The sequence below is a fragment of the Arthrobacter sp. MMS18-M83 genome (genome assembly GCF_026683955.1).
Lineage (GTDB): Bacteria > Actinomycetota > Actinomycetes > Actinomycetales > Micrococcaceae > Arthrobacter.
The window spans coordinates 1,925,268-1,946,909 of the sequence record NZ_CP113343.1 but is presented as its reverse complement, the minus strand read 5'-3'; the positions used below and the strand labels follow the sequence as shown (position 1 = coordinate 1,946,909).

The 21,642-nt window shown below is 63.9% G+C and carries 19 protein-coding genes and 1 pseudogene; 9 read left to right on the top strand and 11 right to left on the bottom strand.

Annotated elements, in window-relative coordinates; translation table 11 throughout:
- The first annotated feature begins 45 nt into the window (after nt 1-45).
- The 8 genes and pseudogenes from OW521_RS09125 (at nt 46) to OW521_RS09090 (ending at nt 8,315) form a co-directional block, all read left to right on the top strand.
- A complete protein-coding gene (locus OW521_RS09125) occupies nt 46-1,041 on the top strand; it encodes a substrate-binding domain-containing protein (RefSeq protein ID WP_268024706.1) in 996 nt (331 codons plus the stop codon).
- Nucleotides 1,042-1,105: 64 nt separating this feature from the next.
- Nucleotides 1,106-2,163 (top strand): annotated as a pseudogene (locus OW521_RS09120) (ABC transporter permease).
- A 12-nt stretch (nt 2,164-2,175) separates the two neighbouring features.
- Nucleotides 2,176-3,138, top strand: a complete 963-nt coding sequence (locus OW521_RS09115; protein ID WP_268024705.1) for an ATP-binding cassette domain-containing protein — start codon at nt 2,176-2,178, stop codon at nt 3,136-3,138.
- 111 nt (nt 3,139-3,249) lie between these two features.
- Complete coding sequence (locus OW521_RS09110; protein WP_268024703.1) at nt 3,250-4,245, top strand: Gfo/Idh/MocA family oxidoreductase; 996 nt, start codon at nt 3,250-3,252, stop codon at nt 4,243-4,245.
- The gene (locus OW521_RS09105; RefSeq protein ID WP_268024701.1) at nt 4,245-5,303 is read left to right on the top strand and encodes a Gfo/Idh/MocA family protein; all 1,059 of its coding nucleotides are present in this window, start codon (nt 4,245-4,247) and stop codon (nt 5,301-5,303) included. Before OW521_RS09110 ends, OW521_RS09105 begins: the two co-directional genes overlap by 1 nt.
- A 35-nt stretch (nt 5,304-5,338) precedes the next feature.
- Complete coding sequence (locus tag OW521_RS09100) at nt 5,339-6,442, top strand: Gfo/Idh/MocA family oxidoreductase (protein ID WP_268024699.1); 1,104 nt, start codon at nt 5,339-5,341, stop codon at nt 6,440-6,442.
- Entirely contained in the window at nt 6,442-7,275 is an 834-nt protein-coding gene (locus OW521_RS09095; protein ID WP_268024697.1) for a TIM barrel protein, read from the top strand. Before OW521_RS09100 ends, OW521_RS09095 begins: the two co-directional genes overlap by 1 nt.
- Entirely contained in the window at nt 7,272-8,315 is a 1,044-nt protein-coding gene (locus OW521_RS09090) for a Gfo/Idh/MocA family oxidoreductase (protein WP_268024696.1), read from the top strand. Before OW521_RS09095 ends, OW521_RS09090 begins: the two co-directional genes overlap by 4 nt.
- A 192-nt stretch (nt 8,316-8,507) precedes the next feature.
- Here the strand turns inward: OW521_RS09090 and iolB are convergent, their stop codons facing one another.
- The 5 genes from iolB to OW521_RS09065 all read right to left on the bottom strand — a co-directional run bounded on the left by iolB (nt 8,508) and on the right by OW521_RS09065 (nt 12,197).
- On the bottom strand, nt 8,508-9,401 hold the full coding sequence (gene iolB / locus OW521_RS09085; RefSeq protein ID WP_268024695.1) for a 5-deoxy-glucuronate isomerase: 894 nt from the start codon (nt 9,399-9,401) through the stop codon (nt 8,508-8,510).
- 17 nt (nt 9,402-9,418) lie between these two features.
- Entirely contained in the window at nt 9,419-10,159 is a 741-nt protein-coding gene (locus tag OW521_RS09080) for a GntR family transcriptional regulator (RefSeq protein WP_265980935.1), read from the bottom strand.
- 263 nt (nt 10,160-10,422) lie between these two features.
- Nucleotides 10,423-10,860, bottom strand: a complete 438-nt coding sequence (locus OW521_RS09075) for a hypothetical protein (RefSeq protein ID WP_268024692.1) — start codon at nt 10,858-10,860, stop codon at nt 10,423-10,425.
- A 24-nt stretch (nt 10,861-10,884) separates the two neighbouring features.
- On the bottom strand, nt 10,885-11,289 hold the full coding sequence (locus tag OW521_RS09070; protein ID WP_268024690.1) for a cupredoxin domain-containing protein: 405 nt from the start codon (nt 11,287-11,289) through the stop codon (nt 10,885-10,887).
- A 128-nt stretch (nt 11,290-11,417) separates the two neighbouring features.
- A complete protein-coding gene (locus OW521_RS09065) occupies nt 11,418-12,197 on the bottom strand; it encodes a gamma-glutamyl-gamma-aminobutyrate hydrolase family protein (protein ID WP_268024688.1) in 780 nt (259 codons plus the stop codon).
- A gap of 62 nt (nt 12,198-12,259) precedes the next feature.
- On the opposite strand from OW521_RS09065, the gene OW521_RS09060 reads away from it, so the two are divergent.
- Nucleotides 12,260-13,393 (top strand): LOG family protein, encoded by a 1,134-nt coding sequence (locus OW521_RS09060; RefSeq protein WP_268025785.1) that lies wholly within the window; start codon nt 12,260-12,262, stop codon nt 13,391-13,393.
- 325 nt (nt 13,394-13,718) lie between these two features.
- On the opposite strand, the gene OW521_RS09055 is transcribed toward OW521_RS09060, so the two are convergent.
- From OW521_RS09055 to OW521_RS09030, 6 genes are all read right to left on the bottom strand, one after another.
- Nucleotides 13,719-14,522 carry an IclR family transcriptional regulator gene (locus OW521_RS09055; protein WP_268025783.1) on the bottom strand — a complete coding sequence of 268 codons (804 nt, stop codon included), beginning with the start codon at nt 14,520-14,522 and terminating at the stop codon, nt 13,719-13,721.
- A gap of 123 nt (nt 14,523-14,645) precedes the next feature.
- A complete protein-coding gene (locus tag OW521_RS09050; protein ID WP_268024686.1) occupies nt 14,646-15,902 on the bottom strand; it encodes an aminopeptidase P family protein in 1,257 nt (418 codons plus the stop codon).
- A gap of 31 nt (nt 15,903-15,933) precedes the next feature.
- Complete coding sequence (locus OW521_RS09045) at nt 15,934-17,337, bottom strand: MFS transporter (protein ID WP_268024685.1); 1,404 nt, start codon at nt 17,335-17,337, stop codon at nt 15,934-15,936.
- 338 nt (nt 17,338-17,675) lie between these two features.
- Nucleotides 17,676-18,650 (bottom strand): ABC transporter substrate-binding protein, encoded by a 975-nt coding sequence (locus OW521_RS09040; RefSeq protein ID WP_268024683.1) that lies wholly within the window; start codon nt 18,648-18,650, stop codon nt 17,676-17,678.
- A 42-nt stretch (nt 18,651-18,692) separates the two neighbouring features.
- A complete protein-coding gene (locus OW521_RS09035; RefSeq protein ID WP_268024681.1) occupies nt 18,693-20,726 on the bottom strand; it encodes an ABC transporter permease in 2,034 nt (677 codons plus the stop codon).
- A complete protein-coding gene (locus OW521_RS09030) occupies nt 20,726-21,616 on the bottom strand; it encodes a quaternary amine ABC transporter ATP-binding protein (RefSeq protein ID WP_268025781.1) in 891 nt (296 codons plus the stop codon). The genes OW521_RS09035 and OW521_RS09030 overlap by 1 nt, the downstream gene beginning before the upstream one ends.
- Nucleotides 21,617-21,642: the final 26 nt, after the last annotated feature.

The window sequence follows — 21,642 nt, the reverse complement described above, 5'->3', positions numbered from 1 at the left end:
CCTGCAGAGTGGCAGGGCCACAACCCCAATCAAAGGAGATAAATCGTGAAGAAGTTTTCCTGGCGGAAGGCGGCACTTGTAGCGGCCGTCGTTCCGATGATGGCTCTCAGTGCTTGTTCCAGCCAAGGCGGGAAGCCGGCTGACAGCGCCAATGCCGCCGGCGGCGGTCAGGCCGTGAGCACTCCGCGCATGAAGGTGGCTCTTATCACCCACGCAGCGGCAGGCGACACGTTCTGGGACATCGTCCGCAAGGGCGCTGAGGAAGCGTCCGCGAAGGACAATGTTGACCTCCTCTACACAAGCGACCCCGAAGCTGGGCGCCAGGCACAGCTCGTCCAGCAGGCCATTGACCAGAAGGTTGACGGCATTGCAGTCACCCTCGCCACCCCGGATGCCCTCAAGGACGTCCTCAAGAAGGCCACTGATGCCGGCATTCCCGTAGTGAGCCTCAACGCCGGCGAGAGCGTCTCGGCACAGCTCGGGGCATTCACTCACTTCGGTTCGAACGAGAAGCTCGCCGGCGAGGCCGTGGGCACCAGGCTCGCCGCACAGAGCTTCAAGCATCCGGTCTGCGTAATCCAGCAGCAAGGCCACGTTGGCCTTGAGGCCAGGTGTGCCGGTGTCAAGGCGAAAGTGCCTGGAACGGAAATCCTTTACGTCGATGGCAAGGACATGACCTCGGTCCAATCCACCGCCACCGCGAAGCTCCAAGCAGCCAAGGACGCGGATGTCATCATTGGCCTCGGCGCACCGATCACCCTCACGCTCCTCAAGTCGGTCACTGACGCCAGCAGCTCGGCAAAGGTTGCCAGCTTCGACCTGAACGCAGACCTCGCCCAAAAGATCGTGGATGGCGCCGTGATCTTCACTGTGGACCAGCAGCCGTGGCTCCAGGGCTACATGTCCGTTGACTCCCTGTGGCAGGCCAAGCGTGGAGGATTCAAGCTCGGTGGCGGCCAGCCTGTCCTGACCGGACCGACCATCGTGGACAAGTCCAACGCTTCCGACGTCCTCAAATTCGCCCAGCAGGGCGTCCGCTAGATCCAGGATTCTGGCCGCGCGGCGGGTGACCGCCGCGCGGCCTGACCAACAAGGAGTTCTTCCTATGGCAAACACAGCAACCCTGCCGCCGGCACCGGCTTTGGCCCCCGGCGATGAGCGGATCGGACGCCGCAGCCCGATCCAGAAGTTTCTGGGGAGGCCCGAAGTCGGCGCCCTCGTGGGGGCCGTCGTCCTCTTCATTTTCTTCGCCTCGGTGTCGCAGACGTTCACCCAGCCAAATGCTTTGGCGACGGTACTGTATGGTTCCTCGACGATCGGGATCATGGCGGTGGGGGTGTCGCTGTTGATGATCGGCGGCGAGTTCGACCTTTCCACCGGTGTGGCCGTGATTTCCTCGGCACTGACCGCTTCCCTGTTCAGCTGGTATTTCTCGATGAACGCGTGGGTCGGCGTCGTGCTGGCGCTCGTCGTTTCGCTCGGCATCGGCTTCATCAACGGGTGGATCCTCGTCAAGACGAAGCTGCCCAGCTTCATCGTGACGCTGGCGACGTTCCTGATGCTCACGGGTCTGAACCTGGCTCTGACCCGCCTCATCGGGGAGTAGTGTCGTCCCCGTCGATTTCCAAGTTGGACGGTTTCGATTCGGCCCACGCGGTGTTCGCGTCCTCGATCAGCATTGGCGGGGTTGAGGTGAAGATCACGGTGTTCTTCTGGATCATCCTGGTCGCGATTGCCTCCTGGGTGCTGTTGCGCACGAAGGTCGGGAACTGGATCTTCGCCGTCGGCGGTGACGCGAACGCGGCCCGCGCGGTGGGTGTCCCGGTGACGAAGACCAAGATCGGCCTGTTCATGGCGGTCGGCTTCTGCGGCTGGATCCTGGGCATGCACAACCTCTTCGCCTTCGACGCAGTCCAGTCCGGTGAAGGTGTGGGCAACGAGTTCCTGTACATCATCGCCGCAGTCATCGGCGGCTGCCTGCTGACCGGTGGTTACGGTTCGGCGGTGGGCGGGGCGATCGGTGCGTTCATCTTCGGCATGGCCAACAAGGGCATCGTCTACGCGCAGTGGAACCCTGACTGGTTCAAGTTCTTCCTGGGCTTGATGCTGCTGCTGGCCACCATCGTGAACCTCATCGTCAAACGCCGCGCAGAGCTCAAGTAAAGGGGCGGACCAATGAATGCAAAACAGATCGACCAGCAGACCCTGCTCAAGGACGAAAAGGACCCGCTGACCCACACCCCCGTGCACCTGCTGTCCCTGGACAAGATCGGAAAGCACTACGGGAACATCATCGCCCTGCGCGACGTGACCATGGCCGTGGACAACGGCCGCGTCACCTGCGTCCTGGGCGACAACGGCGCGGGCAAGTCCACGCTGATCAAGATCATTGCCGGCCTGCACCAGCACGACGAAGGCGCGCTGCACGTCATGGGCGAGGAACGGAAATTCAACTCTCCCCGTGACGCCCTCGACGTCGGCATCGCCACCGTGTACCAGGACCTCGCCGTGGTCCCCCTGATGCCGATCTGGCGGAACTTCTTCCTCGGCTCGGAACTGACCACCGGGTTCGGGCCCTTCAAGTCCATGGACGTCCAGAAAATGAAGGACATCACGCTCAAGGAACTGGCCGAGATGGGCATCGACCTGCGCGATGTGGAACAGCCCATCGGCCAGCTCTCCGGCGGCGAGCGCCAGTGTGTGGCGATCGCGAGGGCCGTGTACTTCGGGGCGAAGGTCCTGATCCTGGACGAACCGACGGCCGCGCTGGGTGTCAAGCAGTCCGGCGTCGTGCTCCGCTACATCCTGCAGGCGCGCGACCGCGGGCTCGGAGTCATCTTCATCACCCACAACCCGCACCACGCCTTCCCCGTGGGTGACCGGTTCCTGCTGCTCAAGCGCGGCAAGTCGATCGGCTACTACGACAAGAAGGACATCACCCTGGACGAGCTCACGGCGCAGATGGCAGGTGGCGCCGAACTGGCCGAACTGGCCCACGAGCTCGAACAGCTCGGCGGACACAGCGACGTCGTCAAGGAAGTCCAAGCCGAAGTCGCCGAGGTCACCGAGGCCGCCGACGTCGCCGACGTCGCCGACGTCGATGACGCCTCACGGGAAAGCAGCCCGCGGCACGCCTAGCGCGCATGGACACGGCGCGGAGGGAGCCGGGGGTCCGCCGGAAGACCGGACGGGCCCCCGCTCGCCGTGCCGCCGCGGGAACCTGAACGAAGTAGTAGACGGGAAGACAGCATGCCGATCCGGGTTGGCGTTATCGGCGCCGGTGTTATGGGCGCAGACCACATCAGGAACCTCTCCACCACCATCAGCGGGGCCGAAGTCACCTTTGTGGCAGACCTCGACACCGGACGTGCGGCGGCCGCCGCGCCGCCATCCGCACGCATCACCACCGATCCTTCCGAGCTGATCAACTCCAGCGAGGTTGACGCCGTCGTGGTCGCTTCCCATGACTCCACCCATGCCGGACTGGTGCTGGAATGCTTCGAAGCAATGACCCCGGTACTGTGCGAAAAGCCGCTGGCTCCCACGCTCCTTGAAAGTCGCGAAGTTGTGGAGGCCGAGGCCGATATCGTCGCCGCCACCGGTGCCAGGTTGCTGTCGATGGGTTTCATGAGGCGCTTCGATCCGGGCTATGTCGCACTGCGCGAATCCACCCGGGCGCGCACCCAAGGCGAACCCTTGCAGGTCCATTGCACTAGCCGGACGGCGTCCGCTGGTCCGGGTGCAAGCTCGGAATCCGCCATCACAAATTCCGCCATCCACGAGCTCGACATCATCCCCTGGCTGCTGGACGCACCCATCACGGAGGTGTCCTGGCAGGCGGGGCGCAGTTCCCGGCACACCACCGGTGATCTGAGGGACCCCGCCTTCATGCTCCTGCGCGCAGCCGACGGCACGCTGGCCACCCTCGAGCTGTTCCTCAACGCGCAGTATGGCTACACCACCCAGTGCGAGGTCGTTTCAGAGTTTGGCACCGCCGCGTTACCGGAACCGGCCGCGCTGGCCGTGCAACAGGACGGACAGCGGCGCTCCACCATTCCCGCTGACTGGCGGCCACGTTTCGCTGACGCCTACCGCTTGCAGCTTCAGGCCTGGATTTCTGCCCTCGAAAAGGGAGAGCCTGCGCCGTTGGCTACGGGGGAGGACGGCTTACGGGCATCGCAGCTTGCCCAAGCCATGATCCGTTCGCTCCACAGCGACGGAGCCTACACGAAAGTGGTCTACTGATGGTCGCCTCCGGCCTTCCAGCATCTGGTCTTGCGGGGTCCCGCGTTCCGGATTCCCGTGACGCTCCCGCGTTGCGCTGGGGGATCATGGGACCTGGATGGATTGCCGAAAGATTCACGGAATCGGTGCAGGCCCATTCAACGCAGGTGATCGCCGCCGTCGGCTCCCGTTCACTCGACCGGTCCAAGGCCTTCGCGGACGCTTTCGGCGTGCCTGCCGCCTACGGGAGCTACGAAGAGCTGGCAGCGGCTCCGGATATAGACATCGTGTACGTGTGCACGCCCCACAACTTCCACCACGGCGCTGCCGTGCTCGCTCTCGACGCCGGCAAACACGTCCTGATCGAGAAACCGATCGGCCTCAACGCGGCCCAGGCTCGGGATATCGCGGCCCGGGCCAAGGCAGCCGGCGTTTTCGCCGCCGAAGCCATGTGGAGCTTCTTCCTTCCGAAGTTCGACGTGATCCGGCAAGTGCTCGACGCCGGGACGCTGGGTACCGTGACAACTGTCCTGGCAGAATACGGCGAGCACTTTGAGCGCAGCCACCGCATCTTCGATCCGGCACTGGCCGGCGGCCCGCTGCTGGACCTGGGCACCTACCCGCTGGCCCTCATCACGGAGGTCCTGGGGGCGCCGGAGCGCTTGTGCGCTTTCGGCCAGCAACACGAATCCGGCGTCAACGCCCAGCTCTCCGCCATCATGCAATTCCGGGGCGGAAGCCAGGCCGTGATGAACACCCATCTGCATAATTTCACCCCCACCGCGGCAACGATCGTCGGCTCCGAGGCGACGTTGACCATTGACGGCCCCTTCAACATGCCAGGCGGCTTCGAGATCCGATTCCCGGACGGCACGCGGCTTCGCTATGCCGAACCAGCCGGAGGGCATTTCGAAGGCCTGCACTACGAAGCGGCGGCAGCGGCTCGTGCCATCGCCGCCGGTGAGAGAGAAACCCAGCAGCGGACCCTGGCTTCCTCGATCCGGACCATGGAAGTTGCCGATGAGATCCGCCGTCAGGTGGGCATTGAATTCCCGGGCGAAGGCAACCCGCCCGCTTGAGCAATTGTTGTACTGACTATCGAAAGGACGGGCCCATGGCCTACATCGAACAGCACTCCGCCGGACTTCCCACCCCGGTTAGGCTTGGACTCATAGGCTCCGGCTGGATGGGGGCGTTCCACGGCGAAAGCATAGCCCGCAGGGTTCCCGGTGCGGTCCTGGCCGCCGTCGCCGATCCCAACGTGGATTCGGCAGCGTCCGTGGCTGCCCAGCTCGGCACGGCGAAGGTCACCGCTGACGCCGCGGACATCATGGCCGATCCGGACATCGACGCCGTGATCATTGCCAGCCCGGCACGGTTCCACGCTTCCCTGATTGCCCAGGCCGCTGCCGCCGGCAAGCATGTGTTTTGCGAGAAGCCTGCCGCGCAGAGCCTCGGAGAGCTCGACGCCGCACTGCTCGCCGTCGAAAGGGCAGGAGTACATTTCCAGATCGGCTTCAACCGCCGCTACGCCACCGATTTTCAGGCCGCCAAGAAGGACCTGGCCGAGGGAATTGTGGGAGTGCCCCAGCTCTTGCGCTCGCTGACCCGGGATCCCGGCACCGGGAGCATCGGACACGCCGCCAGGATTCCAGCCTGGACGATCTTCCTGGAAACCCTCATCCATGACTTCGACACCCTGAACTGGTTCAACGAAGGCGCCGAGCCGGTGGAGGTCTACGCAGTTGCGGACGCGCTGGTGGAACCGAGCCTGCGTGATCAAGGATTCCTGGACACCGCCGTGGTCACCATCCGCTACAGCAACGGAGCCCTGGCGGTGGCCGAAGCGAATTTCAGCGCTCTCTACGGCTATGACGTCCGGGGAGAAGTCTTCGGTTCCAAGGGCATGGTGCAGGCAGGACGGCCCACTGAAACTGCTGCCCTGAGGTACACCGCCGAGGGTCTTTCTGCCGAGACTCCTAGGCTCAACGTGGAGCTGTTCCGCGAGGCCTACACCGATGAACTCGTCGACTTCGCAGCGGCAGTCCGCGCCCGTCGCGATGGCACGCAGCCGCCGTCGCGCGCTTTCACCCTCACGCCGGGAGCCGCTGACGCTCGGCGCGCCTTGGCGATAGCGTTGGCCTGCATCGAATCGGTTCAGCAAGGTGCCCCAGTGGCGGTCACCTCCGTTTCGAGCAACAGCAAGGCAGGCGTCTGATGCGCCTGGCCGTTTGTGCCGAAATGGTCTTTACGGAGCTTCCGTTTACCGAACGGGTGCGGCGGATCCACGAAGCCGGATTCGACGTCGAACTCTGGGACTCGAGGAGCAAGGACATTGCGGCGCTTAAGTCGAGCGGCGCGGTCTTTTCCTCCATGACCGGGTACACCTCCGGGAGTTTGGTTGACGCGGAAACAGCCGATGACGTGGTGAGGACCGCCGAAACGTTGATTCCCACCGCCCTGGAGCTCGGCGTCAGCCGCATGGTGGTGCACTCGGCCGAGTTGATCGAGGGGAAGGCAGCCCGTCCCGTCTACCGCTCCAACGGCAGCATGTGGATCACCGGGGTTCGAACCCTGGAGCGGCTCGGTGCGCTCGGGGAGAAGCACGGCCTGACCTTCTGTCTCGAGAACCTCAACACCGTGCTGGACCACCCTGGCATTCCGCTCGCCCGGGCCAAGGACACCTTGGCGCTGGTGGAAGCGGCCGGACACCCCAACGTGAAAATGATGCTGGACCTTTACCACGCACAGCTGGGGGAGGGGAACCTCATCGAGCTGGTCCGCACCGCCTTGCCACACATCGGTGAGATCCAAGTGGCGGACGTTCCGGGGCGCTGGGAACCCGGCACCGGCGAAATCAACTACTCGGCCGTGGCCCGGGCGCTCGCGGATGCGGGTTATGAAGGAACCGTTGGCATGGAGGCATGGGCCAGCGGAGACGACATGGAGGCCCTCGGGGCGTTCCGCCGGGCGTTCTCCGTTCAAGGCGGCCCGGTTCACGACGGCGCGGGTCAGGACACAACAGACTTTTCAACGGAGGTAGCACTATGAAAGACGTCGTTCTCGGACTGGTCGGAGTAGGGCGAATCGGCGTGATGCACGCCAACAACATCGCCGCACTCAACGGGGAATTGAATGCGCAGGGAATCAACGTGGAGTTGCGGCTCACGGACGTCGCCGAAGACCACGCCCGCAAGGTGGCGGCCGGTCTGGGCGCCGAGTTCCTGCCGTCGGTGGAGGCCTTGATTGCCTCCGGGGTGGATGGCCTGGTCATCGCTACTGGAACCGGCACGCATCCGGAATTGATCCGTGCGGGAGTGGACGCCGGTATTCCGGTCTTCTGCGAGAAGCCCGTGGCAATGAACGTGGCCGATTCGTTGCCCGTCCTCGAACACATCCGTGCCAACCACGGCGTGGTGCAGATAGGCCACCAGCGCCGCTTCGATGCCGGCTACCTTGCGGCCAGGCGTGCCTACCAAGCCGGCGAGCTCGGCTGGATTCACTCGCTGCGGGCGGTGACCTGCGACATGGCTCCGCCGCCCGTGGAATTCCTAGCAACGTCCGGCGGCCTGTTCCGCGATTGCTCGGTCCACGATTTCGACATCCTGCGCTGGCTGACCGGCCGCGAAATCGTGGAGGTCTATGCCAAGGGGTCCAACAATGGCGATCCCGCCATCGGCGAAGTGGGCGACGTGGACACGGCGCTGGCATTGATCACGTTCGACGACGGCACGGTGGGCACTGTGTCCGCCACCCGCTACAACGGGGCCGGCCACGACGTGCGCCTTGAAATTCAAGGCTCCAAGCGTTCCCTCATGGTTGGCCTGGACGACAAGACAGCCATGGAATCAGCGGAGGCCGGGATCGCGTTCCCATCCGGAGAACCCCACAAGACGTTCGCCGAGCGCTTCGACCAGGCTTACCGCTCGGAAATGGCAGCCTTTGTGGAGCTTGTCCTGGGCCAGCGTGAGAACCCTTGCACCCCGGAGGACGCTGTTGCTGCTTCCCGCGTGGCCGATGCCGCGCAGGAGTCCCTGGCACGCGGTGTTCCGGTCAAAGTTGCGCCGGCAGGAACGCTCCTCCACAAATGAGCAGGAACGCTCCTCCACAAATGAGATAAATTCCCACGACCCTCCTGCAGAAACACGCGCCTTTTCACGAACCCTCCTGCAGATTTCAGCCCGTTTCGAAAAACCCTCCATCACAAAAGCGCTCCTCCGGATCTTTCGTTCCGGAGGAGCGTTTTTGCGTTCACTTCGAGCGGCGCGAGCCGCCGAATCGCCTCAGGCGCCGAACGGCAGGCGGGGGTCGATGTCCAGTCCATCCCAGCTCTGCCGGACCCAGCCGTGGTGGGGATCGTCGCTGATGAGCCATTCGCGCACAGGCCCCGGACCGGCCATGACGTTCAGGTAGTACATGTCGTAGCCGGGAGCAGCCATGGCGGGACCGTGCCATCCATAGGGAACCAGCACGACGTCGCCCGTGCGAACCTCAGCGGCCACATCAATCGGGCGGTCATCGGAGGCATAGACGCGCTGGTAGCCGATCGCATCGGCGTCGGCAGGGGCCTTGGAACCGTCAGCCACGCGGGTCTCGAAGTAGTAGATCTCCTCGAGCTGCGTCTCGCCGTCCTTTTCCTCGTCGTGCTTGTGCGGGGGATAGGAGGACCAGTTGCCTGCGGGAGTGAGCACTTCGCAGACGATGAAACGGTCTGCCTCAAGCGCCGCTGGGGTGCCGAAGTTGTGGACCTGGCGGGAGCAATTGCCTGCGCCACGCAGCTCCACCGGGGTTTCCGCGGCGGTGACCAGTCGGGTGGGATATGACGCGTTCGCCGGAGCGGTGGCAACGGCGACGCGGCCGCCGTCGTACGAACTGATCGTGACGGCGGTGTTCGTACCGGAATACAGGACATCGCTGGGCCCATGGAAAACTGACGCCCGCCCCGTGAGGGGATACTCGACGCCGTCGGCTGTCACCGTGAAGGCGCCGTTGAGCGGCACAACGATCCGTTCCTCCGCCGCGGCGGGGAGTTCGACGGCGGTGCCTGCGGCGAGCGTGGCGACCTTGAGCCCGGTGTGGGCCCAACCATCCACGGCCAAGGCGGAATCGGAGGTTCCGAGCGAGATGTCCCAATCGCCGTCGTTGGCGGTTCCTAGTGGATAGACCCAGTTGGCCATGAAGTTATGTCCTTGCGTTAGCGCTGTACGAGTGTCATTTCAAAGCTGTAGGAATCTGCCCGGTAGACGTGGTGGCCGGTTTCCACCATGCGTCCGGTGTCGTCGACGGCGGTGCGCTCCATGGTGACCAAAGCCGAGCCGACCTCCGCCTCCAAGAGCGGTGCCTGGTAGTCGTTGGCGATCATGGCGCCGATCCGCTGCGAGGCGAGGCGGAAGTTGACGCCGCCTCGGCGCAGGATGGCGTAGAGGCCCTCCGCGGCCAGCATCGCTTCGTCCATGGCAGCGATGTCGTCCCGGACCCAGTTCTCCATGAGTGCGAGCGGCTTGCCGCCCACCTTGCGGAGGCGGGTGAAGTGGTAGACCTTCGAACCCGCCGGAAGCTGCAGTGCGGTCAGCGTGGCTGCGTCGGCTTCCATGTGGGAGAAGCTGAGGACCTGCGTTGTGGGCTTCTTGCCGTTGTTGGTCAGATCGTCGTAGAGGCTGGAGAGTTCCAGGGGCCGGCGAACCTGGCTCGAAACCACCTGTGTGCCTACGCCGCGCTTGCGGACCAATAAGCCGGAGCGGACCAGTTCATCCATGGCCTTGCGCATGGTGGGCCTGGACAGGTTGAGCTGGGCGGCGAAGTCGATTTCATTGTCCAAACGGCTGCCGGGTTCCAGCACTCCGCTGTGGATGGCGGCCTCGATGCCCTGGACCACCTGGTGGTACAAAGGCACAGGGGAAGAACGGTCGATAATGAGGCCAAGTTGATTCGCCATTGCATGCTCCCTCGCGTTCCGGGACTGTCCCGGACGTAGCTGCATGTCCGCTCATGTTCGCTTGATAGGACATACTGCTTTATCGATGATATCAGGAGACTTGGCTTGATCAAGGTTATTGGGGCGGGTCTATTGCACCGTTTTGCGAGCGGTGCGGGGTGCATGTCCAGACATCAGAACTAGGGGTGCAGTTGGCGGCGTCCCCGGGACCGAGGCCCCGTCGCCGGTCGGCCTGCGTCTCTTTCAGCGGCGGGGTGGGCCGTTCAGCGCCGGCGTCGCTGGGCGCTGCCGCGTTGCCTAAGGAACCCGACGCCGGCCAGGACGGCGCCTAGTCCCTCGGCGACGGCGCTGAGGGCCTTCTCAAAAAACCATACGGGCTCGTACATGGCCGGGATCGGGCCCAAGGCCGGTATGTCGACATACCGGTAGAGGAGGACTGCGATGAAGGCGCTGCCAGCGACAACCAAGGCGGCCGCATAGGCTGGCCGGCTGCCGCGGACCAGGACGTACAGGCCAGCGAGAACCGCGGCGACCGCTTCCAGGCGGAACAGGTTGCCTTGCCCGATTCCGCCCGGGGCGCCCAGCTGGTAGCCCGGGGCAAGCTGCCAATGCACCATTGCGTCGATGACCAAGGCTGCCACGACAAGCAGACGCAACACGATGTCCCTCGGCTTGCGGCGGACCAGTTCACGGGCGCTCATTTCGCTGTGCTCATTTCGCTGTGCTCATTTCACGACCAGCGTTCCATGCATATTTGAGTGGTAGGCGCAATGGTAGGGATAGCTGCCAGGTGCGCTGGGCGCAGTGAAGTGGGCTGTTCCGCCCCCGCCATCGACCGCGGCGTCGAAGGCCTTCCCGTCGTCTGAAGTGACTGTGTGGGCCTGGGCATCCTCGTTCTTCACCATGACTTTGGCGCCCGGGCTGACCGAGACGGGTCCTTGATAGCCAAAGTTCTTGATGGTGATGGTGGGCGATTGGGAGGTCCCAGACGGCGGAGCGCTGGAGGACGCGGCAGAAGGTGGGCTCGATGAAGCCCCCTGATAGCCACCACCGGACGACCCGCACCCACTCACGGCGATCAGGAGGGCCGCCCCGACGATGACCATCAAGGCCTTGGGGTTCTTTCCCATGATTGGTTCCCCGATTCTCATGTCCGGTGGCCGGAATGTGCTTGCCACACTGATGAGACGAATTCCAAAGCGGTCAGGTTCACCGGAACGGGCAATTGCCTCCGGCGGGCAGGGCCTCGCCGTCTCGGTCAGGCCAGGGGGCGCAGCGTCCTGCAGACCTCCACGAAAGCTTTGAACGGGGAGAGCCGTTCCTCGCCGGGCAGCTGCGATGCCTCGGGATGCCATTGCACGGATGCCACCCAGCGCTGTGGATCCTCAAGGGCCTCCACCGTGCCATCCTCTGCCACCGCAGTGACTACCAGGCCGTCGCCTACCCGGTCCACAGCCTGGTGGTGTCCTGAGGCAATCCGCACCGAGTCCCGCGAGCCATAGAGCCCGGCCACCTTGGAACCTGGAGAAAGTTCGACGTCGTGCCACGCCCAGGTGCTCAGCTCGCCCTCCGCCGGGGTCAGGCCGTTGTGCTGCACCGCCGACGGGTGCATGTCCTGGATGAGCGAGCCGCCGTACACCACGTTCAGGAGCTGGTGGCCGCGGCAGATGCCGAAGGTGGGCAAACCGGCGTCGAGCGATTCACGGGCAACAGCCAAGTCCAAGCGGTCTTGGTCCGGGTTGACGTCGTAGCAGGCCTCAGTCGCTTCTTCGCCGTAGAGTCGAGGGTCCAGGTCTCCTCCGCCGGGGAGTAGGACGCCGTTGAGGGAACGGAGCTCGGTGGCCAGCCGGCCGGCTTCGTCGGTGAAGGAGGCGTCCAGCAAGACCGGCTCCGCACCGGCGTCGCGCACTAGTTCGACGATGAAATCGAAGAGTTCATTCGCCTCTCCCACACGGGCATCGGCGTCTTCGGAGCTGCTGAGGCGGACGGGGATGCCGATCCGGGGCCGGACGCTGCTCTGCTGTTCGGAAGTCTGCATGCTCCATGATGCACCGGCCGGACGACTCCTACGCAACATCACCGCGGGCTTACGCTGATGCCATGAATCCGTCCCGCGCCCTGACTCCCAGTCCCCGCACGCTCGACATTGAGAGCGTGGCCCATTTCGACCGGCTGCTCAGCTCGGGCGCGGCGACCATGCATGGCTGGCACGCCCAGTCGCTGGACCTGCGGGGCCGGCGTGGCGACTTGGAGCGGCTGGATCCCCAGGGCGCCATCTTCCTGGGCTGCACCTTCGACGACGGTGTCGAGGACTCCCTGCGCAGCCGCGGTGCCCTCATCTTTCCGAAGCTGCGTGGTGTGCCGTTCAACCCCTACCGGGGCAGCCTCTACAGTGCCGCCGAACTGTACGAGGACATTGACTCGACAGAGTACGAAGCCACCCTGGATGCCCAGGTCTACCACTGGAGCATCACGCCGGGGCAGCGGACCAGCCTGGACGCCACCCTCGCCGCCGCGCTGCACGACCACGCCATCGGGGACGCCTTGGACGAGCTTCTGGGCAACGGGGATTTCTCGGGGAACAAGATCGTGGGCGTCATGGGCGGGCATGCCGCGCAACGCGGAACAGAGGATTTCGACGACGCCGCGCGCCTCGGGCGGCTCCTGGCACTGTCCGGTTTCACCGTGGCCACGGGTGGCGGGCCGGGTGCCATGGAAGCGGCCAATTTGGGCGCCTACTTGTGCGGCCTGCCCGACGTCGACTTCGCCGGCGCGCTCCAGGCGCTCGCGGCGGTGCCGGGTTTCCGTCCCTCGGTGACGGCTTGGGCGCGGGCCGCCGCCGCCGTCGTCGGGCACCATCCGCGCGGAACGACGTCGCTGGGGATACCCACCTGGTTCTACGGGCATGAGCCGCCCAACCTCTTTGCCACCCACATCGCCAAGTACTTCGCGAATTCCATGCGCGAAGCGATCCTGCTGGAATTGTGCAACGGCGGAATCGTGTTCCTCCCGGGTTCCGCCGGCACCGTGCAGGAAATTTTCCAGGACGCATGCGAGAACTTCTACGGCGCCCCGGAAACCGTCACTCCGATGGTGCTCGTGGGGCGCGACCACTGGGAGCACAAGTATCCAGCGTGGCCCATGTTGCAGAGCCTCGCTGCCGGGAAAGTGATGGAGGACTGGATTTTCCTGGTGGACACGGTGGAGGAGGCGCTCGCCGTCGTCGCGGACTAACTGCGTTCAGGGTTCCCTGGCCGTGGGGCCCCCCACCAAGGACATGCCCCGCCCGGCCCCGGCCACCCGGCCCCGGCAGCAAGGGACATTGCTCAGCCCCCGCCCCCGCGCCCCCGCAGCGGGGGACATGCCCAACCTTGCCTCGGAACAATGGACATATTGCGAATATGCCCATCCCTGGACTCCAAGGCTGGGCATGTCCTTTTGGGCGAGAGCGTTATGTCCGCTGCCAAGGCTTGGGACTGGGCATGTCCGGTGGATGACGAGTGCGCATGTCCATTTCTGGAGTCCTGAGCGGCACAGGTTCTGTGGGGGTGCCGGCAGCTTAGTGCGCTGCGCGGCCGCCCAGGCGCGTGGTGATCTTGCGGGCTGCATCTTGGCAGGCCTCGCCGAGGCTGGCGAGAGTGTCCTGGGAGACGCGGAACTTGGGGGCGGGGATCAGTACAGAGGCCACGATGTCTCCGCGGTGGTCATAGACAGGTGAAGCCACGCCCACTTCTTCGATGGATGTTTCGCCGAAGTTGACGGCCCATCCTCGCTTCACCGACTCCTTGAGCCGGAGCAGGTAGGCCTCGAGGGCTTCCTCGTCGAGGCCGGGCAGTGTGATCGAGCCGCTGCGCAGGAGCGTGCGCACCCGATCTGCGTCCTCGGCGGCCAGGAAGACCTGCACCGAGGAACTGAGCGCCTCGTTGTATCGGGCACCCAGCGGGGCGAGGTGCTTGACCTGGTGGCGGCTGGCAATTTGTTCCACGCACATGGATTCGTTCCCGTTCCACACCATGAGCGCGCTCGTCTCGCCGGTCCGCTCGCTGAGTTCGCGCAGCACGGGATAGGCCACCCGACGCTCTTCCAGCTCGGCGAGGAGCGGTCCCGCCAAGGCAATCATGCCCAGGCCCAGCCGGAAGCGGCGGGAGTCGGAGTCGCGTTCCACCAGGTGTTCTTGTTCGAAGGTCGCGAGGATCCGGGACACGGTGCTCTTGTGGAGGCCGATCCTGCCGGCGATCTCGGTGACGCCCAGCAGCGGTTCCTCGGCGGTGAAGCTGCGGAGCACGGCAATGGCGTTCTCGAGGACCGAAGCGCCTTTGGAATCGCCGTTGGCCGGGGTTTCGCTGGTGTTTTCTGAGGTCATGATGGTCACTATATGGCTCTTTTAATCGGGACATGCCCAGCCTTGGCCCAGGGCAATGAGCATATGCAGCATATGTCCATCGCCCCGACGCAAGGCTGGGCATGTCCAGTGGAAGGGTGGGTGCTAGGCGCCGACGATGTTGTACTCCGGGCCGAACGGGAACTTGGTGATGTTCTCGGCGCCATCGTCCCCAACCACCAGGATGTCGTGTTCCCGGTATCCGCCCGCACCCGGCTGGCCGTCGAGGACCGTGATCATCGGTTCCATGGAGACCACCATGCCTGGCTCCAGCACGGTGTCGATGTCCTCGCGCAGCTCCAGTCCGGCTTCGCGGCCGTAGTAGTGGCTCAGCACGCCGAACGAGTGGCCGTAGCCGAAAGTGCGGTTGGCGAGCAGTCCACGCGAAACGTAGATCTCGTTCAATTCCGCCGCGATGTCCTTGCAGACGGCGCCGGGCTTGATGAGTTCCAGGCCACGCTTGTGCACTTCCACGTTGATGTTCCACAGTTCCAGGGAGCGGGCGTCGGGTTCGCCGTAGAACAGCGTGCGCTCCAGGGCGGTGTAGTAGCCGCTGGTCATGGGGAAGCAGTTCAAGGACAGGATGTCGTGTTCCTGGATCTTGCGGGTGGTTGCCCAGTTGTGGGCTCCATCCGTGTTGATGCCGGACTGGAACCACACCCAGCTATCGCGGATTTCGGAGTCCGGGAACGTGCGGGCAATCTCGTGCACCATGGCTTCGGTGCCGATCAGGGCCACCTCGTACTCGGTGATCCCGGCCGTGATGGCGTTGCGGATGGCTTCGCCACCAAGGTCGCCGATCCGGGCACCGTGCTTGATCACCTCGATCTCCTCGGAAGACTTGATCATGCGCTGGCGCATCGCGGCCTGGGCGACGTCCACCAGTGTGGCGGATTCGAAGGCGGCCTGGATCTTGTTGCGGTTGTCCAGCGGGAGGGAGTCGTCCTCAACACCCAGGCGCCGGACGTTGATCCCGCGGGTCCGCAGCACTTCCTGGATGCCAAAGATGTAGTTGTCCCGGCGCCAGTCCGTGTAGACCAGGTTGTCTCCGTAGCTGCGGCGCCACGGCATTCCAGCGTCGATATTGGCGGTGACGGTGACTGTGTCCTCGGCCGTGACAACCATGGCGTAAGAGCGGCCGAAGTAGGTGAACAGGAAGTCTGAGTAGTACTTGATGGAGTGGTAGCTGGTCAGGACAACGGCGTCCAGTTCCTTTTCGGCCATGATCCGGCGGAGACCGGCAAGGCGCCGCTCAAACTCTGCGTCGGAGAAGGTCAGGGAGACCTTCTCTCCGTTGTTGAGGACCTTGAGGCGCTCAAGCTTAGCGACGTCGCTTACGGCTTCATTCTCGGTGATGGTCATGGATGGTGATCCTTTCAATGGGTGGGTTGGTTCAGTCCTGCTGCAGGGGCTTCTTGGAAGTCTCCACAGCGAAGAGGACCGCGATGAGTGAGATGACGGAGGCCGCCACGAGGTACCAGCCGGGGGCCAGCTGGTTGTGGGTCAGGCCGATGAGAAGGGTTGCCATGAACGGGGCAGTGCCGCCGAACAGGGCGTTGGAGAGATTGAAGCTGACGGCGAAGCCGCTGTAGCGGACCCTCGTGGGGAAGAGCTCGGCAAGGAAGCTGGGCAGCGTGCCGTCGTTGAGTGTGAGCATGGCGCCAAGCAGGATCTGCACCAGGACAATGACCAGGAAGTTGCCGGTATCGAGGAGCCTGAACGCCGGAACGGTCAGCACCACGAACAGCACGGAAGCCGTGATCAGCATGCGCTTGCGGCCGAACCTGTCCGAGGCGATCCCGGTCAAAAAGATGAATCCGATATAGCTGCCTAGGGCGATGGTGGTGGCCAGGAACGATTCGGCCGCACCGAAGTGGAGTTCCTCGGAAAGGTACGTGGGCATGTAGCTGAGGATCACGTAGAAGCCGACGGCGTTCAGCAGCACCGCGCCCGTTGCGATGATGAGCTGCTTGCGGTAGGTCTTGAACATGGCGAAGGCCGGGGCCTTGACTGCAGTATCTTTCGCAGCCATTTCGCGGAATGCCGGGGTGTCCTCGAGTTTGGTCCGGATGTAGCGGCCGATCAGGCCCATCGGGGCCGCCAGGAGGAAGGGGAGGCGCCAGCCCCATTCGCCGAGTTGCTGCGCGCTCAGGACAGAGCTGAGCAGTGCCGCAAGCAGGGAACCGAGCAGCAAACCTGCCGCCGTGCTGGCGGGTACGACGGCGGCATAGAGTCCGCGCCGATTGGCCGGTGCGTATTCCACCAGGAACGCTGAGGCGCCTGCGTATTCGCCGGCTGCCGAGAAGCCCTGGACAACGCGGACGAGCAGCAGGAGGACTGGAGCCATGACGCCGATGGTGTTGTAGCCGGGGATAAGGGCGATGCAGAAGGTGGCCACGGACATGAGGACAATCGACAGGGACAATGCTTGTTTGCGTCCAAGCCGGTCACCGATGTGGCCCCAGATGAATCCACCCAATGGACGGACGAAGAAGGAGACGGCAAAGACGCCGAACGTGGCGAGCAGGGCGGTCTGCCGGTCCGATGCAGGGAAGAAGACGGTAGAGATGATCCCGGCGAGGTATCCGTAGACGGCGTAGTCGAACCATTCGACGAAGTTGCCGATGAAGCTAGCGGTGATGACCCGCCGCCGGGTGTCCCTGCTGACTATCTGGTTGTTGGCCGGCATTGAGGGGCCGCCCGGGGTGGCTGCTTCGGGAAGGGCGACGGATCCGCCTTTGGATCCGGTGCTTGAGCTTCCCGGGATTGCTGCCACGGAGGATGTTTCGTTTTTCATGAATCCACCAAGAATTTTTGGGTTGCATTCAACGCAACGCTGTTGCACCAGAATAGATGTGTTGTGCGTCACCGTCAAGGGTATTTTGTTGCCACCCAACCAGTCCCCACCACCACCCTCGCCTTGCAAGCTCGGCCAGGGAGCCCTGGCAGTGTGGGCCCACGCAGGAGATGTCGTATTGGGCGCTGTAAGCGACAACAAGTGCGAGCTAGTCCGGGAAGGGGTGCGCGCTCCCCGCAACACGGTTGCGTATAGTGAGCGGAGTCCCACCCTGGAACACAAAGAAGCTCCCCGGATCCATGGATCCGGGGAGCTTCAGAGCGAGATGGGTTCAGGGACTACTTGAGCCAGGCAGCCACCACGTCCGGGTGGGCTTCGACCCATTTCTTGGCCGCGGCGTCGGGCTTCATTCCGCCCTGGATATCCGTTGCGACGGAGTTCTGGTCCGCGTTGGTCCACGAAAAAGCTTTGGCCAGTTTGGCGGCGGGAGAGCCGCTGTCCGCGAACTTCTTGGCGATTACCTTGTTCAGTTTGTAATCGGGGTAGTCACAGGCCACCTTCTCGGCGTTGGAATCGCAGCCCGGTGTATAGGCCGGCAGGCTGACCTTCTTGAGGGAGACCTCGGAAAGGAACCATTGCGGTTCGTAGAAATACCCCAGCAGAGGCGTCTTGTTCTTCTCGGCCGAGCGGAATGACTGGATGAGAGCGGCTTCCGAGCCGGAGAAGACCACTTTGTAGTCCAGGCCAAGGTTCTTGACGAGGGCTTCGTCGTTGGTGACGAACGCTGGGTCCCCGTCAAGGACCTGGCCCTTGCCGCCTGATTCAGACGTGGCAAAGAGGGAAGCGTATTTATTCAGGTTCTTGCTGTCCGTGATGTCCGGGTACTTGGCCGCCATCCATGGTGGTACGTACCAGCCGATGTGACCTTCATTGCCGGTAGGGCCGGCGTCGACCGCTACTTTCTGATCGGTGATGTATTGCTTCGCGAGGTCCTCGTGGCCCCAGTTCTCAATAACGACGTCGACTTCGCCGGATGCGAAGCCTTGCCAGGAAATCTGTTCCGACAGGTCCTTCTGGACCACTGTGCAGCCGAGCTTGTTTTGGGCTATGTAGCTATAAACGGCCGCATTCGCCGTGTAGCCTACCCAGGCGTTGAGGGCCACATTGACGCTTCCGCAGGGGGTGCTTGAGGCACCGGCCGCGGCGGCTTGATTGACTGTTGCGCCGCCGCAGCCCGCAAGCAACAGGGCGGCAGCCGCGGTTCCGGCGAGGGTGGGAATTGTTCGTTTCAACAGCAGTCCAGCTTTACTCATGGTTGGGTCTCCTTGTTGGGCAGTGTGCGAGTGTCAGGGCCGTTAGTGGGTGGTTGATTTTGCTGAAGGGACTTTTCGAACGGGGTTGGCCGCGGCAGCCTGTGTCATGCGGTCCAACAGGATCCCGAGGAAGACGATGGCCAGGCCGGCGGCTAGGCCCTTGCCGAAGAGAGAGCTTTGGACAAAGCCGGCGACGACGTCGTACCCTAGGCCACCTGCTCCGACCAGCGCTCCGACGACCACCATGGCCAGGACGTAGATCAGGCCCTGGTTGGCGGCCAAAGCCAGAGATTGGCGTGCCATCGGGAGCTGGACCTTGGTGATGACCTGCCAAGGGGTTGAACCGCTGGATACTGCGGCCTCCATGACGGTGGGTGATATCGCGGCGATCCCGTCGGCCGTGATCTTGATGGCTACGGGTGCGGCGTAGATGATGCCGGCGATGATGGCGGTGAACCGTGTGGCGCCGAAGAGGCCCAGGAACGGAACCAGATAGACGAAAGCAGGCATGGTCTGTCCCGCGTCAAGCATGGGCCGCATGATCTGGTCCACTTTGTTGGACCTGCCCATGGCCACGCCGAAGATGACGCCCAGGACGATGACCACTGCGGTGGCAACGAGGGTGCCGGCCAAGGTGACCATGGCATCGCTCCACAGGCCAAGGTAGATGATCACGGCCAGGCATGATGCCGTGACTGCCGACAGCTTCCAGCCGCCGAGGGCAAAAGCCGCGATGACAATGACCGCGACCAGGAGGTAGAACGGTGTTTCCGTCAGAAGGGACTGGAACGGGTTCAGAATCCCGGTGGTGACCGCCTCGCGGAAGGACACTGTGAACAGGAAGAGGTTGGTCTGCAGCCATTCGCTGGCCGAGCTCACGCCACTGACGATGGCTGGGCCAATGTTGAGATCCTTCGGGAAGGCAGCTGCCCAGAGCATCGTGCGGGACAACTGGACCATGACGAGTGCCACCAGCAGGGTCGCTGCCAGCAGGATGTACCTGCTTCGCCGCGATATCCGGCGTTTGCGGTTCGCCCCGGGTTCGGCCCGGCGGCTGGCGGCCGTTGTGACGCGGTCCAGCACGATGGCGAGCAGGACGATCGACAGTCCAGCGTTGACTGCTGTGCCGACGTCGAGCGATTGCAGGGCGCGGACAACCACTTGTCCCAGCCCTGGTGCAGCGATGAGCGCCGCGATGGTGACCATGGACAGGGCAGCCATGGTGCTCTGGTTGATCCCCATCACGATGGTGCGCCGTGCCAAGGGGAGTTGAAGGGTGAGGAGCCGCTGCAAGCCCGTGGTTCCCAGAGAGTCGGAGGCTTCCCGGGTGTTCTCCGGGATGCATCGGATTCCATGCGCCGTCAGCCGGATGACCGGAGGTGCCGCGTAAATCACGGTGGCGATCACGGCGGAGGCGGGGCCGATCAGGAAGATGAGGGCCAGCGGAGCCAGGTACACGAAGGTGGGAAGGGTCTGCATGAAGTCGAGGACCGGAGTGATCACCTTGGCAACCCGGCCATAGACCCCCGCCAGGACTCCGAGGGGGATGCCGATAGCCAAGGTGAACAGGACGGCCGTGAGGACAAGGGCGAAGGTGTAAGCCGCTTCCGTGAACAGCCCTTGGAGACCGAAGAACACGAAGGCCGCCACCGTCAACAGAGCCACCCGGGCATTGCCCACCGCAAAGGCGATCCAGCTGAGCAGCGCGACGGTTCCCAGCCAGCCGATCTCCGGCAAGCGAAGCCCGGTGGAGCTCGCCGCGAAAATGCCGATGAACAGGTTTGCGACGGCGTCGACGGCGGCCCGGAGGGGAGTGAAGACGTACTGGAAGACTGGATTGTCCGCACGGTTCGCTGCCACCCAGGCATTGAATTGGTTGAGGGAGCGGTGCAGGTCAGTCAGTTCCGACGCCGGCAGCGTGAGGGTCGCGGTGCCGTGGAGGAACAGGAATCCAACGAGCCAGACGACGCCGGCCCCGCCCAGGAGCAGCGCGCGGCGGCTTAGCCGCTTGCGCGGCGCACGGACAGAGACGGGGCTGGTATGAATCGGGGCCCGGTCACGAACGAGGGTGGACATCACGCCGCTACTTCCGTGCCGCGGATGACCGAAAGGATGCTGTCTCGGTCGATCTGGCCGGTGATCTTGCCGGAGTCTTCCACTAGGACAGGACACGATGAGTTCATGACCGTTGGTATGGCCTCGCGGATGATCGTGCCGGAGCTCAGGACGGGAGCGTCCGCGGGAGTGCCGGGTCCTACGGGATCGGTGATCCACTTGAGCGTCAGGACATCTGCCCGGGGCACTTCGGAGACGAAATCGGCGATGTACTTGTCCGCCGGTGATCCGACGAGGTCATCGCCGGTGCCGCACTGGACTGTCTCGCCGTTCCGCATGATCAAGATGCGGTCCCCGAGTTTGAGCGCTTCGGACAGGTCGTGGGTGACGAACACCATCGTCTTGCCCATCTCTTTATGCAGCCGGATGACCTCTGCCTGCATATCGCGTCGGATGAGCGGGTCCAAGGCCGAGAACGGTTCGTCAAAGAGGATGGTGTCCGGGTCGCCGGCCAAGGCGCGGCCCAGCCCCACCCGTTGCTGCATTCCACCGGAGAGCTGATCAGGGAAATGCTGCTCATAGCCTTTGAGCCCCACGAGGTCGATGATTTCGCGGGACCTGGCGTAACGCTCATTCTTGGCGGCGCCACGGATCTGCAACCCGTAGGACACGTTATCCAGCACGGTGCGGTGCGGTAGGAGGCCGAAATGCTGGAAGACCATGGACATTTTCCGCCGACGCAACTCCCGAAGCTCGCCGGTTCCCGCCTGCATCACGTCCTTACCGTCTACCAGGACACTCCCCGACGTCGGCTCGATCAGCCGGGTGAGGCATCGGATGAGGGTGGACTTTCCGGACCCGGACAGGCCCATGACCACGAACACCTCGCCCCTGGCGACGTCGAAGTTCATGTCCCGCACGGCAGCATTGCAGCCGG